The 13,662-nt window shown below is 46.2% G+C and carries 9 protein-coding genes and 3 tRNA genes; 11 read left to right on the top strand and 1 reads right to left on the bottom strand.

Annotation, left to right across the window (positions count from 1 at the left end; genetic code table 11):
• Positions 1-169 precede the first annotated feature (169 nt).
• From J3999_RS05665 to J3999_RS05655, 3 genes are all read left to right on the top strand, one after another.
• Positions 170-2,014, top strand: coding sequence for a cyclic nucleotide-binding domain-containing protein (locus J3999_RS05665; protein WP_208126960.1), 1,845 nt, complete (start codon positions 170-172; stop codon positions 2,012-2,014).
• 123 nt (positions 2,015-2,137) lie between these two features.
• Positions 2,138-4,714, top strand: a complete 2,577-nt coding sequence (gene acnB, locus J3999_RS05660; protein WP_208126959.1) for a bifunctional aconitate hydratase 2/2-methylisocitrate dehydratase — start codon at positions 2,138-2,140, stop codon at positions 4,712-4,714.
• A 271-nt stretch (positions 4,715-4,985) separates the two neighbouring features.
• Entirely contained in the window at positions 4,986-6,143 is a 1,158-nt protein-coding gene (locus J3999_RS05655) for a peptidoglycan-binding protein (RefSeq protein WP_208126958.1), read from the top strand.
• A gap of 108 nt (positions 6,144-6,251) precedes the next feature.
• Here J3999_RS05655 and J3999_RS05650 read toward each other — a convergent pair whose 3' ends face one another.
• Positions 6,252-6,461: a DUF2892 domain-containing protein gene (locus J3999_RS05650; RefSeq protein ID WP_173284956.1), complete on the bottom strand. Its 210-nt coding sequence runs from the start codon at positions 6,459-6,461 to the stop codon at positions 6,252-6,254.
• 298 nt (positions 6,462-6,759) lie between these two features.
• On the opposite strand from J3999_RS05650, the gene tig reads away from it, so the two are divergent.
• The 8 genes from tig (at position 6,760) to J3999_RS05610 (ending at position 13,643) form a co-directional block, all read left to right on the top strand.
• Positions 6,760-8,079, top strand: a complete 1,320-nt coding sequence (gene tig / locus J3999_RS05645) for a trigger factor (RefSeq protein WP_208126957.1) — start codon at positions 6,760-6,762, stop codon at positions 8,077-8,079.
• 281 nt (positions 8,080-8,360) lie between these two features.
• A complete protein-coding gene (gene clpP, locus J3999_RS05640; RefSeq protein WP_208126956.1) occupies positions 8,361-8,960 on the top strand; it encodes an ATP-dependent Clp endopeptidase proteolytic subunit ClpP in 600 nt (199 codons plus the stop codon).
• A gap of 17 nt (positions 8,961-8,977) precedes the next feature.
• A complete protein-coding gene (gene clpX, locus J3999_RS05635; RefSeq protein WP_208126955.1) occupies positions 8,978-10,231 on the top strand; it encodes an ATP-dependent Clp protease ATP-binding subunit ClpX in 1,254 nt (417 codons plus the stop codon).
• Positions 10,232-10,414: 183 nt separating this feature from the next.
• Entirely contained in the window at positions 10,415-12,826 is a 2,412-nt protein-coding gene (lon, locus tag J3999_RS05630) for an endopeptidase La (protein ID WP_371811869.1), read from the top strand.
• Positions 12,827-12,931: 105 nt separating this feature from the next.
• Positions 12,932-13,204: an HU family DNA-binding protein gene (locus J3999_RS05625; RefSeq protein WP_173286989.1), complete on the top strand. Its 273-nt coding sequence runs from the start codon at positions 12,932-12,934 to the stop codon at positions 13,202-13,204.
• A gap of 121 nt (positions 13,205-13,325) precedes the next feature.
• Positions 13,326-13,401, top strand: a tRNA-Val gene (locus J3999_RS05620).
• A 1-nt stretch (position 13,402) separates the two neighbouring features.
• Positions 13,403-13,479 (top strand) — tRNA-Asp (locus J3999_RS05615).
• An 88-nt stretch (positions 13,480-13,567) separates the two neighbouring features.
• A tRNA-Val gene (locus J3999_RS05610) sits at positions 13,568-13,643 on the top strand.
• Positions 13,644-13,662 lie beyond the last annotated feature (19 nt).

Below are 13,662 nucleotides of genomic sequence, written 5' to 3'. Positions count from 1 at the left end.
TTTTATCCTCTGCGAGTCGGTACGCTTGCTTTAGCACTGTAATTTATGTCATTAAAGAGTTAAAAGAATAGCAGGCTGAAAACTTTTTGCGGTGCTTTCATCAAACTGTCTCTGTAAACGATTAAGATAAGGGCGATAATTTTTCAGACCGTTATTTTGGGAGAAAGTTTTGCTTGAATCTGTTGCTGTACAAGCATTCTGGATTGGTATTATCAGCGCGGTTTCTCTGCCGTTAGGCGCGTTGGTTACTTATGTTTGGCAACCGGGGCAGCGCCATATTGCGTTGTTGATGGCATTCGGTGCCGGAGCACTGCTCTTTGCACTGACCATCGATCTTTTTGCGCCTATGCTGAATTCAGGCATGGCGTTAACGGTCAGTGTGGGGGCGATTATCGGTAGTCTGGTCTATTTAGGGCTGAACTATCTGTTAAATCAAAAGGGTGGTTTTTTGCGCAAGCGCGCGACGACCCTGCAGTTTTTCCGCAATCGTGTTCGCCGGCAGAGAACTGAAATGTTGCGTTCCTTGAAACGCCTGAATATTTTTCACTCACTGGACGAAAAAAGTCTTCACCAATTGGTTGCGGCGATTGATGTGGTTGAGGTGAAAGCCGGACAGATTATCTACCATCACGGCGACCGTGCCGGTTCTTTTTATGTTTTGTGTGACGGTGTGGTATCAATTCTCGATCCGCAAAAACATCTACAGAAAATTATTCAGTTGGAAAAGGGCGATACCTTTGGGCGCATGGCCTTTTTTACAGGATTGAATAATGCAACCATGGCGGTTGCCAAATCCGATTGTATCTTGTGGTGTGTCGATTATCACTGTGTTAACGATGTGTTGCAGGAAAGTCCGGAACTCTATCAAACGCTGCTCGATTTTTATGTTCAAGAAGATCGCTATAACACGGAGTTGCTGGAATATTTGCAACAGCGTCATTTCTTTTCTCGACAACAGGCGCAGGAATATCTCTGCGACATTCAAGCTCATCTGTTGCAGTACCGCGAGCTTGAACCGCATCATTATCCTGAACACGAGCTGAACTTTTCCCTGTTCAAACTGGCTCAGCGGTTGCCATGGATTAAATCCCTTCCCGAGGAAGAGTTGAAACTGTTTGCCCGGGGGTTTGAATGGCGCACGCTGAAAGCAGGCGATACGTTGTATAAAGGTCGTGTGCACTCCGACCAGCTGTATTGGCTGGAAGAAGGGGTTGTCAATTACTGGAACCCGCACGATAAAACCGGCTTGATACAAACCCATTCCGGCGGGGATTTTTTCGGAGTCCGGGCTTTTCTGCTTGGAGCTAAAGAAGCAATGACGGTTGAAGCCAAAACCGATATTGAATACTGGGTTTTGAAAAGAAATGTCTTTGCCCAGTTGCTTAAACAGTCCGAGGCGCTGAGAAGCGTGCTGAAAAAATTTATAAAAAACGATGCCATCGACACTTATCTGGTCGAAAATCAGAATTTATCAACTCCTCAGGCACACATCTGGTTGAATCAGACGGTTCGGCACCTCTGGCCTGATCGATTACCGAATCTGTCCGAATGGCAGGAACCGGTGCTCCCGAAGCACACCGCCTACTTGGCCATCTGGCTCGGTATCTTTCTGGACGGGATTCCAGAATCTCTGACCATCGGCGGTCTGATGACGTTGGAATCGGCAGTCAGTTTAAGCCTAATTATGGGGTTGTTCTTATCCAACTTTCCCGAGGCGTTATCGAGCTCGGCCAGTATGCGCGCTCAGGGGATTCCTTTTCTGAGAATTTTTATGGCCTGGTTCAGCTTGATGCTTTTTACCGGTGTTGGCGCCGCTTTCGGCGTGGTGTTTCTGCATGACGCGGACGATGCGACTTTCGCCTTGATAAACGGTATGGCGGCGGGTGCCATGCTGACGGTTATTGCTGAAACCATGCTGCCCGAGGCTTATCATAAAGGAGGTTCAATTATTGGTTTTATTACCTTGTTGGGCTTTCTTGCAGCACTACTATTTAAGGCGATCGAAACGACCTGAAGTTTGATCGAAATGAAAATGCCCTTGGCAGCCATTAGTTTTCGTTATTCATCGGCTGTGGAGACGGCAAATTGTGGTAAAATGTCGCCACGATTTTTTTAAAAACTTGGAGTAATAGTGATTATGTTAGACGCTTATCGCAAACATGTTGTCGAGCGTGAAGCAGAGGGCATTCCTCCTCTGGCACTGGATGCCGAGCAGACTGCGCAGCTGATTGAATTGATTAAGAACCCGCCTGCCGGAGAGGAAGAGTTCGTTATGGATTTGCTGGTGGAGCGTGTTCCACCGGGTGTTGACGAAGCCTCTTATGTCAAAGCGAGTTTTTTGGCGGATGTTGCTGCTGGCAAGACTCAGGTTGATCTTATTACTCCAGAAAAAGCGACTTTCCTTCTTGGAACCATGATGGGCGGATACAATGTTCAACCGTTGATCGATTGTCTGGATTCGGACAACGCGGCCGTAGTGGAAGAAGCGGTTAAAGCGCTATCTAAAACACTTCTTGTATACGAAGCATTCCATGATGTCGAAGAAAAAGCTCAGGCCGGCAATGCAGCGGCTCAGGCCGTCATGCAGTCTTGGGCGGATGCGGAATGGTTTGAAGCCAAGCCTAAAATGCCGGAAAGCATTACAGTTACCGTCTTTAAAGTAGACGGCGAAACCAATACCGATGATCTGTCTCCGGCAACGGCGGCCTGGTCGCGTCCGGATATCCCGTTGCACGCTAAAGAAATGCTTGCGGCACGTATGGAAGATGTTCAAGGCACAATCGAATCCCTTAAAGCAAAAGGGCATCCTGTTGCATACGTTGGTGACGTTGTCGGGACCGGTTCTTCGCGTAAATCGGCCATGAACTCGGTGATGTGGTATTTCGGTGACGATATTCCGTATGTACCGAATAAACGTCAGGGTGGTGTGGTTCTAGGTGGGAAGATTGCTCCGATCTTCTTCAATACCGCCGAAGATTCAGGTTCTTTGCCGATTGAGTGTGAGGTCGATTCAATGAATATGGGTGATGTGATTACCATCTATCCGTATGAAGGTAAGATCACTAACGAAGCCGGTGAAACGATCTCAACTTTCGAACTGGCGCCGGATACCATGCCGGATGAAGTACGTGCCGGTGGTCGTGTTCCTCTGATTATCGGCCGTGGACTGACAGATAAAGCCCGTCGTTCATTGGGGCTGGAACCTTCAGATAAATTCATCCGTCCGCAGGATAAATCACAAGCAGATCACGGCTATACTCTCGCTCAGAAAATGGTCGGTAAAGCGTGTGGAATTGAAGGTGTGCGTCCAGGCATGTTCTGCGAACCGCATATGACGACCGTTGGTTCACAGGATACAACCGGAGCCATGACGCGTGATGAAATGAAAGAACTTGCGTGTCTTGGTTTTTCGGCAGACCTGGTTATGCAGTCTTTCTGTCATACAGCTGCTTATCCTAAGCCGGTTGATGTTAAGTTACAGCATACGCTTCCGGATTTCATGACCAGTCGCGGGGGGGTTGCGCTTCGTCCTGGTGACGGTGTTATTCACTCATGGTTGAACCGTCTGCTTCTTCCGGATTCAGTCGGTACCGGGGGCGATTCGCATACCCGTTTCCCGATAGGCATCTCTTTCCCGGCCGGTTCCGGTCTGGTTGCATTTGCCGCCGCACTTGGTGTTATGCCTTTGAATATGCCGGAATCGGTACTGGTGCGTTTTAAAGGCGAAATGCAACCGGGTATTACCTTGCGTGATCTGGTTAACGCGATCCCATATGCAGCCATTCAGCAAGGTCTGTTAACGGTTGAGAAAAAAGGCAAAATCAACTGCTTTAACGGTCGTGTACTGGAAATTGAAGGTTTGGAGCATTTGAAAGTTGAACAGGCGTTTGAACTTTCCGATGCCTCTGCAGAACGTTCGGCGAACGGTTGTGTGGTCAAACTGGGTCAAGAGCCTATTATTGAATATCTGAAGTCCAATATGGCGCTGATCGACTGGATGGTTGAAAACGGTTATCAGGATGCGCGTACCTTGTTGCGTCGTCGCGATGCAATGCAGGCTTGGATTGACAACCCTGAGCTACTGGAAGCAGATGGCGATGCGCAATATGCGGAAGTCATCGAGATTGACCTGGCTGACATTAAAGAACCGATCGTTGCATGTCCGAACGATCCGGATGACGTTAAGTTGTTGTCAGAAGTTCAGGGCGACAAAATTGACGAAGTCTTTATCGGTTCCTGTATGACCAATATTGGTCACTATCGTGCCGCAGGTAAAGTACTGGAAGGTATGTCAAATGTTCCAACCCGCCTATGGATCGCGCCACCGACTAAAATGGACGAGCGTCAGCTGATTGAAGAAGGTTACTACAGCACTTACGGTAAAGTCGGTGCTCGTACCGAGATGCCGGGTTGTTCGCTGTGTATGGGTAACCAGGCTCGTGTAGCGGATGGCGCAACGGTCTTCTCAACCTCGACACGTAACTTCCCGAACCGTCTGGGGAATGGGGCGAACGTATATCTTGGTTCGGCAGAGCTTGCTGCGGTCTGTGCGGCCACCGGTAAGATTCCGACGGTCCAGGAATACATGGACGCTGTATCCATGCTGAATACCATGTCCGGCGATATCTATCGTTATCTGCAATTTGATGAAATGGCGGATTACAAGGTTGAATCGCCGAAATCATTGGATGAAATCGGAGTTGCTGTAGCCTAATCCATACAGCATTTTCGTTGGCGATTAAAGCCGCTTGAGAACTCAACGCTCAAGCGGCTTTTTTTATATTCGGCACAATGAATCTAATGATGCGTAGAGTTATTACCCCATCATACATTTAATAAAAACAAACAATAGCTCCTTTGCCTTGAATTTCATATAAGTGGAAGCAAAAACAAAACAAATTATCTAATAACCGGGAATGAGATTTATTTTGCGCCGGTATCAGTTAGAATACGGTGATGGTTAAAATCAATAAGGTATTTAACGGATGAAACTTTTTAAATTGACGGCGCTTTCCTTAACGATAACGGGATTATTCGGGTGTGTGCCATCGGATCAGGTTCAGCAGGAAGAGACGAAAAAAGAGGTTGTTTCTCCCGCAGATATCGATTTATTGATTGCAAAAGCCAAGGCGGAAGAGCGCGAGAGGATTCTGGCGGAGCAGTCGCGACAGAAGAAACAAGCGGAAGTATTCGCTTTATTGAAAAAACAGCAGACGCAGCCTGAGGCTATGACAATCGATGATTCGTCGATTGCCGGCAATATCGATGGGCGAATTTATAAGGCATGTACGGCACAACTGACTATTCCTGCTCAGTATCGCATTGATAAAGAGCGTATTCTGGTCGAGCCGGAGTCAACACATCAGGAATTCGAACCTGCCGAATATAAAACGGTTGAAAAACGAATCGAGATTGAGCCTGAACAGAAGTTAGTCGATAAGGTGGTTCCGGCCAAATATAAAACTGTAACTGAAGAAATTGTTGTTACGCCTGCCCGTGAACGATGGGTGTCGGTTCCGGCCGAATATGAAATTCGCGATGTTCGTATTAAGGTTAAGGATGGCTACGAAGAGTGGCAGCCGTGTTTTAAAACTTCTCCGGGTGCAACTTTGAAAGACGGTGAATATCGCTGCCTGGTTAAAGTTGCAGATGAATATAAAACCGTTAAACAGAAAAAGCTGGTTAAGGCCAAATCGGTTACCAAGGAGTTGATTCCGGCCGAAACCAAAAAAGTTCAGCGCAAAGTACTGGTTGAGCCTGAAAAAGTCGTTTATAAAACAATCCCGGCCAAGTATAAAACAGTCACTTCCAAGGAGTTGATTGCCAAACCGAAAACGATGCAGGTAACTTCGGCGGCAAAATACGAAACCGTTGAAAAACGCGTCAAGATCGAAGAGGCTCGCACGGAAACGCGCAAAGTGGTCTGTAAGGCGGAAAGAAGCGAAGAGTTGGTCAAGCGTATTCAAATTGTGCTTGAGAAAGAAGGGTATCTGAAACCTAGCCCGCCAAACGATCTTGATGTTATCGATGGCTTGTGGGGGCCGAATACAGCCAAGACGTTAAGTCGCTATCAGCGGGATAATAACCTGGCTGAAGGAGCGATTACTTTCGAGGTGCTGCATTTTATGGGGATTATGAAATAGCCAGTTGCTGTTGTTCTTCAATACGTTGGAAAATAAAAAACCGCTCGTAATTGAGCGGTTTTTTTATGATCGCTGTTTGTAAACGATCTGAAACTTCCGAATTCGCAATTATGAGCGGTGGAAGGCGTTACCGCTTTTAACACCGAATTTGCGCAGGATTTTCACCATCGGACAGAATCCCGTCATACCGGCAAACAGCAGGTTTGCGCCGACAAAACCGGTTAGATATACCCATTCCGGCGCATGGTAAACAGTAAGGATAGAGCCGGCCAGAACCATAGTACCCGCTAATAATAGAACGATTTTTTCTACTGACATATTAAGTAAACCTCGGTTAGAAACTCGTGGAGTTTTGAATTTTATTTAAACCTTTCTTGTGTTGTTTTCCGCTTAATTGAGCTCGGATACACAATTTGGCGCTATTTTAGCATTAAACTTTTGTTGTTGAAATTTTGATTACAGGACTTTTGTTGTTGTTTTTTCAAGGGTTTTATTCTTTTGCTTTAATTTTCATTGTTTAGTCAGTATAATTTTGTCCCTAAATTTGCTCCGTGCTGCCTGAGAAATCAGAAGGCGGTCGGTTAATTTGAATTAACTTTGAACTTTGAGAAATAAAATGCAAGTAACTGTAGAAAAGCCGGAACAAGGCCTTGAACACAAAATGACAGTGACTTTCGCAACCGAAGATATGGCTGCAAAAGTTGAAAAACGTTTAAACGAAATCCGCCGTAAAGTTCGCATCGACGGTTTCCGTCCTGGAAAAGTTCCGATGAAACTGGTGAAACAACGTCATGGTGCTGAAGTTCGTCAAGAGCTTATGGGCGAAGCTCTACAGAAAGCATTTTATGATGCGGTCGAGCAAGAGTCTTTGCAGGTAGCTGGTTATCCGCTATTTGACGATCTGAAAGATAACGACAACGAAGTGACTTTCATTGCGCGTTTCGAAGTTTATCCGGAAATCACTCTTCCTGAATTCTCTTCTGTTGAAGCGGAAGTTATTAAGTCTGAAGTGACTGATGAAGATGTCGACACTATGGTTAACCGTCTGCGTGAACAACGTATGGCGTGGAAGCCTTCTAAGAGTGCCGCTAAGAAAGTGAAAAAAGGCGAGCAGGTAATTATCGATTTCGTCGGTAAAGTAGACGGTGAAGCCTTTGAAGGCGGTTCTGCTGAAAACGTTCCGCTTGAAATCGGTTCTGGCCGCATGATTCCTGGTTTTGAAGACGGAATCGTTGGTATGAAAAAAGGTGAAGAGAAAACTATCGAAGTTACTTTCCCAGAAGAGTACCATGCTGAAAACCTGAAAGGTAAAGCGGCAACTTTTGATATCACTGTTCACTCGATTTCAACCAAGCAACTTCCTGATATCGACGAAGAATTCGTTAAATCGTTCGGTGTTGAAGAAGGTACCGAAGAAGCGTTGAAGAATGAGATCAAAGAGAGCATGACCAAAGAACTTGATCGTGCTGTTGAAGCTCATAACCGTACTGCTGTACTGGAAGCACTTCAGCAGGTGGTTGATGTTGAAATGCCTAAGTCGCTGGTTGATCAGGAAGTTAAAGGTCTTATGGATCGTGCGCTTCAGAATATGCAGCAGCAAGGTATGCAAGCTGAAGATGTTAAACTGGAAGCGTCAATGTTTGAAGAAGATGCCAAGAAACGCGTTAAGCTTGGTTTGATCCTTGGTGATATCATCAAAGCGAACAGCCTTGAAGCCTCGGACGAAGAAGTTGAAGCCTACATCTCTGAACAGGCGTCATCTTATGAAGATCCTGAAGAAGTGATCAAGTGGTATGCGCAAAACCCAGGTGCTCGTTTCGAGATCCGTTCAGTACTGGTAGAAAACAAAGTTGCTGAAATGGTTAAAGAGCAAGCGAAGGTTTCTGAAGTCAGCAAATCTTTCGAAGAAGTTCTGAATCGTAACTTCGCGGGTTAAGCTTTACCTTTGGCGGAATAATTTTCCGCCACCAGGAATCTAAAGTAAAACCACAAAAAAACTTAATCTTGGTGATGTAATCTTTGATTTGTCATCGAGGTTAAGTTTTTTTTTGCCCGTAAAAAAGCTAAGATAGCTGAAAACAAGGGGTTGAAAGCACTTTGAGTGATTTTGGAGTGTTATCGGCTTTTGATCTTGCCGAAAACGGAAACCTTGCAAACAGGCTGGCATACTTTTGCGGGGAAAAAATAAAAAATTGCCTAAAGGATACATAGAGATTTATGGATAGTTCGATTCAAAACGCATTAATCCCAATGGTTATTGAACAGACCAGCCGTGGGGAACGATCATTCGACATTTATTCCCGTCTGCTAAAAGAGCGGGTAATTTTTCTGGTAGGGCCTGTCGAAGATCATATGGCTAATTTGATTGTCGCGCAGTTGTTATTCCTTGAATCTGAAAATCCTGACAAAGACATCAGTTTGTATATCAATTCTCCAGGCGGCAGCGTCACAGCCGGTATGGCGATTTATGATACGATGCGTTTCATCAAGCCTGACGTCAGTACCATGTGTATCGGGCAGGCAGCAAGTATGGGCGCTTTCCTTTTGTCGGCCGGAACTAAAGGTAAGCGTTATGCTTTGCCTAATTCAAGAGTGATGATCCATCAGCCATTGGGCGGTTTTCAAGGTCAGGCCAGTGATATCCAGATCCATGCACAAGAAATTCTGGATATTAAAAAACGTTTAAATCAGGCGTTGGCCGATCATACCGGGCAGGATATTAAAACAATTGAAAAAGATACGGATCGTGATAACTTCTTAAGTGCGGATGCGGCTTGTGAATACGGTTTGATCGATAAAGTTCTCAGTGAGCGCTAATTCTCGGGTGGTAGAAAATGAGTGATGAAAATCTAAAATGTTCCTTCTGCGGGAAAGGGCAAGAAGAGGTTCGCAAGCTGATTGCGGGGCCATCTGTATATATTTGTGACGAATGTGTCGAACTCTGTAACGATATTCTTGATGAAGAGTTCGGACACAGCGATTTCACCGAGCTGGATCTGCAGAATCTTCCGACGCCGCATGAGATTAAAACGACTCTGGACGATTACGTTATCGGCCAGGAACAGGCGAAAAAGGTTTTGTCGGTAGCGGTTTATAACCATTACAAGCGTCTGCAAACATCGCATGTTAAAGATGATGTTGAGCTGACTAAGAGTAATATTTTGCTGATCGGTCCGACAGGATCAGGTAAGACTTTGCTGGCGCAGACATTGGCACGACTTCTGGATGTGCCTTTTGCCATGGCGGACGCCACTACGCTTACAGAAGCGGGTTATGTGGGTGAAGATGTCGAAAGTATTCTGCTGAAACTGTTGCAGCGTTGCGACAACGATCCGGAAAAAGCGGAACGCGGTATTATCTATATCGATGAAATCGACAAGATTACCCGTAAATCGGAGAACCCTTCGATTACCCGAGACGTATCCGGTGAGGGTGTTCAGCAGGCGTTACTGAAATTAATTGAAGGTACGGTGGCATCTGTCCCTCCGCACGGTGGTCGAAAACACCCTAATCAGGAACTGATTCAGGTCGATACGTCGAAAATTCTGTTTATTGTCGGTGGTGCTTTTGAAGGGCTGGACCGTATTGTCGAGCAGAGAACCGAAACCGATACCGGTATCGGTTTCTCGGCTACTGTTCGTTCCAGCGACAACAAGCCGACATTGTCGGACAAGTTCAAGCAGATCGAGCCGGAAGATCTGGTCAAGTTCGGTCTGATTCCGGAATTCGTCGGTCGTTTGCCGATGATCGCTTCGCTTGAAGAGTTGGATATCAAGGCGCTGGTGCAGATTTTGACCGAGCCTAAAAACGCCTTGGTTAAACAGTTCCAGAAAATGTTTGAACTTGAAGGTGTTGAATTGCAGTTCCGTAAGGATGCGGTGGAAGAGATTTCATCTCTGGCGATTGCCCGTAAAACCGGTGCGCGTGGACTGCGTTCGATTCTTGAACAAATTCTTCTTGAAACAATGTATGACCTGCCAAGCTTGAAAAATGTTGAAAAAGTCATTATCAATAAAGCAGTCGTGCTAGGTAAAAAGACGCCAATGCTGGTTTATAAAGAGTCAGAGCAAAAAGCGGCAAGCGAGTAAGCGATCGATTTCTTGATTGTGGACCAACGGTTGCATTGCGTTTTGAACCTCAAAACCCGGCTTTGGCTGGGTTTTTTGCTATCAGGGGCAAATTCAACTTAATTATCTTGCGTCCAATAGAGGAATCGGACGGGTGGGAAAATAATAAAAACAAAAGGGATGAGAGCGATGGATATGGATCAAATCAGTATGAAAATGAATGTGTTAGTTTTGCCTCTAAGGGATGTAGTGGTATTTCCCGGAAATGTCATGCCGCTTTTTGTCGGGCGTGAAAAGTCGATCCAGGCTTTGAATGAAGCGATGGACGGGGATAAGAAGATCTTTTTGGTAGCACAAAAACGTGCGGATCTTGATGTCCCTGCCTTGGAAGATCTGTATCAGGTCGGAACCATGGCCAATATCCTGCAATTGATTAAGTTACCGGATGGTACCGTTAAGGTCTTAGTCGAAGGGATTCAGCGCTTTCGCCTGACCGCCTTGCATATGGATCACAGTGTTCTGCTGGGCGATATTGAAGAAATGGCCGTCGAAAAGGGTGATCAGTTGGATGTTAAGGTTCTTATTCGTGCACTTAAAGAACGTTTTTCTACCTATGCGGATTTGAAGAAAAAAGTGCCTTCTGAAGTCAAACGTTCGGTGCAAAACGAAGATGATCCGTCCCGACTGGTCGATCTGATTTCCGCCAATATCGCAATTGATCTGGAAATGAAACAGTCACTTCTTGAAATGGTGACCATCAGCGATCGGCTGGAAAAGATTTTGATGATAGTGGAAACCGAGCTGGAAATTCTGGAATCGGAAAGACGCATCACCTCCCGCGTTAAAAAACAGATGGATAAGACTCAACGCGAGTACTATCTGAACGAAAAAATCAAAGCGATCCACTATGAACTCTCCGGTGAAGAGGAAGAGATGAGTGAAGCGGATCAATTGGCTCAGAAGATTGAAGAAGTTGGGATGCCTGAAGAAGCTAAAAGCAAGGCCAAATCCGAATTGAAAAAATTGCGAATGATGCCAGCCCAGTCTTCGGAAGCCACCGTTGTGCGTAATTATCTGGACTGGTTGCTTGAGGTGCCTTGGAAAAAACGCAGCCGCGTCTCCAAGGATCTGAATCGTGCACAGAAGATTCTGGATGAGCAGCACTACGGTTTGGAAAAGGTTAAAGAACGAATCGTTGAGTACCTGGCGGTGCAGAAGCGTATGCGCAAGATGAAAGGGCCGATTCTTTGTCTGGTCGGGCCACCAGGGGTTGGTAAAACTTCGCTGGCTAAGTCGATTGCCGAAGCAACCAACCGCAAATATGTCCGTATGGCGCTCGGTGGTGTAAGGGATGAAGCCGAGATTCGCGGGCATCGTAAGACCTATATTGGCGCTTTACCGGGAAAAATTATTCAGAAAATGCATTCTGCCGGTACGCGCAATCCGCTGTTCCTGCTGGACGAGATCGATAAAATGTCCAGTGATATGCGTGGCGATCCGGCTTCGGCGCTTCTGGAAGTACTGGATCCTGAACAGAACCATACTTTCAACGATCATTATCTGGAAGTGGATTACGATCTTTCGGATGTGCTTTTTATCGCGACATCCAACTCAATGGATATTCCGGAAGCTTTGCTTGACCGTATGGAAGTTATCAATCTGGCCGGTTATACCGAGGCGGAAAAACTGAATATCGCTCAGAAGCACCTGCTGCCAAAAGCGATTAAAGATCATGGATTGAAAAAAGCCGAAATCGAAGTCAGCGAAGAGGCGATTCTGGGCATTATTCAAACCTATACGCGGGAGGCCGGTGTGCGCCTTCTAGCGCGTGATTTGGCCAAAATTTGCCGTAAAGTCGTCAAAAAGCTGGATACCGGCGAGGCAAAAGCACCGGTTGCGGTCGAGCAGGATAATCTGGAAGAGTATCTGGGCGTCGCCAAATATCGTATTGGTCTGGCGGATGACGAGAACCGTATCGGTCAGGTGGCAGGTCTGGCCTGGACGCGTGTCGGCGGGGATTTGCTGCGAATCGAAGCGACCGCCATGCCTGGAAAAGGCAAATTGTCCAGTACCGGTCAGTTGGGATCTGTCATGCAGGAGTCAGTACAGGCGGCGATGAGCGTTATTCGTTCGCGTTCTGCGAAACTGGGTCTGAAAGAAGAGTTTTATGAAAATTTCGATTTACATCTGCATTTTCCGGAAGGCGCAATCAAGAAAGATGGGCCAAGTGCCGGTATCGCAATCTGTACGGCGATTACCTCTGTATTAACCAATACGCCGGTTAAAGCCGATGTGGCCATGACGGGTGAAATTACATTGCGTGGCGAAGTTTTGCCGATCGGTGGTTTAAAAGAGAAGCTTTTGGCGGCCTTGAGAGGGGGGATTAAGACGGTATTGATTCCGAAAGATAACGTTCGTGATTTGGCCGATGTGCCTCAGGAAATCAAAAACGAATTGAATATCTGTCCGGTGCAATGGGTTGAAGAAGTACTGAAAATCGCCTTGACAAAGATGCCCGAAGCCCTGCCACAAGAAGGTGCAGAAGCTGCTCCAGTAGAGGGATTTAATGATTCGGATCATGAAACAGCTGTTGAAAATGCCTCAGCCCATCATTAATTGGCGTTTTTAGGTGTTTTTCCTTGACACTGTAGAGTCTAGATTGCTATAAATGCTAAAGCTTTTCAGCTGGATACTATAAAACGAAAACTCATGGAGAAAATGATGAATAAATCTGAACTAATCAGTGCAATCGCAGAAGAATCAGGACTAACTAAAGCGGATGCAGGTAAAGCATTGGATGCGACTGTTAACGCGATCACTAAAGCACTAAGCTCTGGCGATTCTGTTGCCATTCTAGGTTTTGGTACTTTTGCTGTTGGTGAGCGCGCTGCGCGTACTGGTCGTAACCCGCAAACAGGTAAAGAGATGCAGATTCCTGCGGCTAAGGTTCCAAAATTCAAGCCAGGTAAAGCACTTAAAGACGCGGTTAATTAAGTCGGTAAATAAAACCGTAAAAAAGTCTTAAAAAACGTTTGACATGCTCTCCGAACACCCTATAATACGCCACATCAATTAGCGAGGCACTTAACCAAAACGGTTGAAAGCCAGTCTAATTGGGTGATTAGCTCAGTTGGGAGAGCATCGCCCTTACAAGGCGAGGGTCACTGGTTCGAGCCCAGTATCACCCACCACGGAGCGGTAGTTCAGCTGGTTAGAATACCTGCCTGTCACGCAGGGGGTCGCGGGTTCGAATCCCGTCCGCTCCGCCAGTTTCTGAAACGAGTTTATAACTCGTTTTTTTATGCAAGTTCGTAAACTTGCATTCGGTTGAAAGGCAATGTATTTTGCCTTCACTCCGGGTGATTAGCTCAGTTGGGAGAGCATCGCCCTTACAAGGCGAGGGTCACTGGTTCGAGCCCAGTATCACCCACCATACAATTCGGAGCGGTAGT

Source organism: Thiomicrorhabdus sp. 6S3-12 (assembly GCF_017571475.1).
Classification (GTDB): Bacteria; Pseudomonadota; Gammaproteobacteria; order Thiomicrospirales; family Thiomicrospiraceae; genus Thiomicrorhabdus.
The sequence above is the reverse complement of the archived record's forward strand: the minus strand, read 5'-3'. Positions and strand labels throughout refer to the sequence as shown.

Coding starts and splice junctions, on each gene's coding strand:
- J3999_RS05650 (WP_173284956.1), bottom strand. CDS start 6,461: ATGTCAGTAGAAAAAATCGTTCTATTATTAGCGGGTACTATGGTTCTG.
- clpX (WP_208126955.1), top strand. CDS start 8,978: ATGAGTGATGAAAATCTAAAATGTTCCTTCTGCGGGAAAGGGCAAGAA.
- J3999_RS05655 (WP_208126958.1), top strand. CDS start 4,986: ATGAAACTTTTTAAATTGACGGCGCTTTCCTTAACGATAACGGGATTA.
- clpP (WP_208126956.1), top strand. CDS start 8,361: ATGGATAGTTCGATTCAAAACGCATTAATCCCAATGGTTATTGAACAG.
- J3999_RS05625 (WP_173286989.1), top strand. CDS start 12,932: ATGAATAAATCTGAACTAATCAGTGCAATCGCAGAAGAATCAGGACTA.
- acnB (WP_208126959.1), top strand. CDS start 2,138: ATGTTAGACGCTTATCGCAAACATGTTGTCGAGCGTGAAGCAGAGGGC.
- tig (WP_208126957.1), top strand. CDS start 6,760: ATGCAAGTAACTGTAGAAAAGCCGGAACAAGGCCTTGAACACAAAATG.